Source organism: Streptomyces sp. PA03-3a (assembly GCF_033792735.1).
Taxonomy (GTDB): domain Bacteria; phylum Actinomycetota; class Actinomycetes; order Streptomycetales; family Streptomycetaceae; genus Actinacidiphila.
In genome coordinates, this window is the sequence record NZ_JARAVM010000098.1 from 1 (window position 1) to 660 (window position 660).

Here is a 660-nt window from a genome sequence, read left to right on the forward strand (position 1 = left end):
GTCGGGGCGGATGGCGATGTGGTCGGGTTCGAGTTCGAGCATGACGCGGTTGCGGATGTCGAGGGCGTGGGTGTAGTCGCGGGGGAGTTGGAGGCGGCCGGAGCGGTCGACGGTGGCGTATTCGCTGGCGTGGACGGTGGTGCGGCCTTCGTCGTCGACGCTGGTGCGGCGGACGACCTCGGAGGCGGTGCGGCCGTCGCGGATGGCGACGGTGCGGTCGACCGCGGTGGCGACGGCCTGGTCGTGGGTGACGACGACGATGGTCGTGCCGAGTTCCTCGTTGGCGGTGCGGAACGCGGCGAAGACCTGTTCGCCGGTGGCCGAGTCGAGCTGCCCGGTCGGTTCGTCGGCCAGCACCAGGGAGGGGTGGTTGGCCAGGGCGACGGCGATGGCGGTGCGTTGCTGTTCGCCGCCGGACATCTGCTGGGGGCGGCGGTCGGCGCAGTGTCCGACGCCCATCATGGCGAGGAGTTCGCCGGCTCGCTCGGCGCGTTCGTTGCGGCCCTTGACGCTGCCGGCCAGGCGCATGGGGAGGATGACGTTCTGCAGGGCGGTGAGGTAGGGCAGCAGGTTGCGTGAGGTCTGCTGCCAGACGAAGCCGACGACTTCGCGCTGGTAGCGCAGGCGTGCGGCGCTGTTCATGGCGAGCAGGTCGAAGCC

At 70.9% G+C, this 660-nt stretch carries 1 protein-coding gene; it reads right to left on the reverse strand.

Going from position 1 to position 660, the window contains the following annotated elements:
- Positions 1 to 660: ATP-binding cassette domain-containing protein (locus PV342_RS40930; RefSeq protein ID WP_500321247.1), on the reverse strand; the 660-nt coding region annotated here is incomplete at both ends.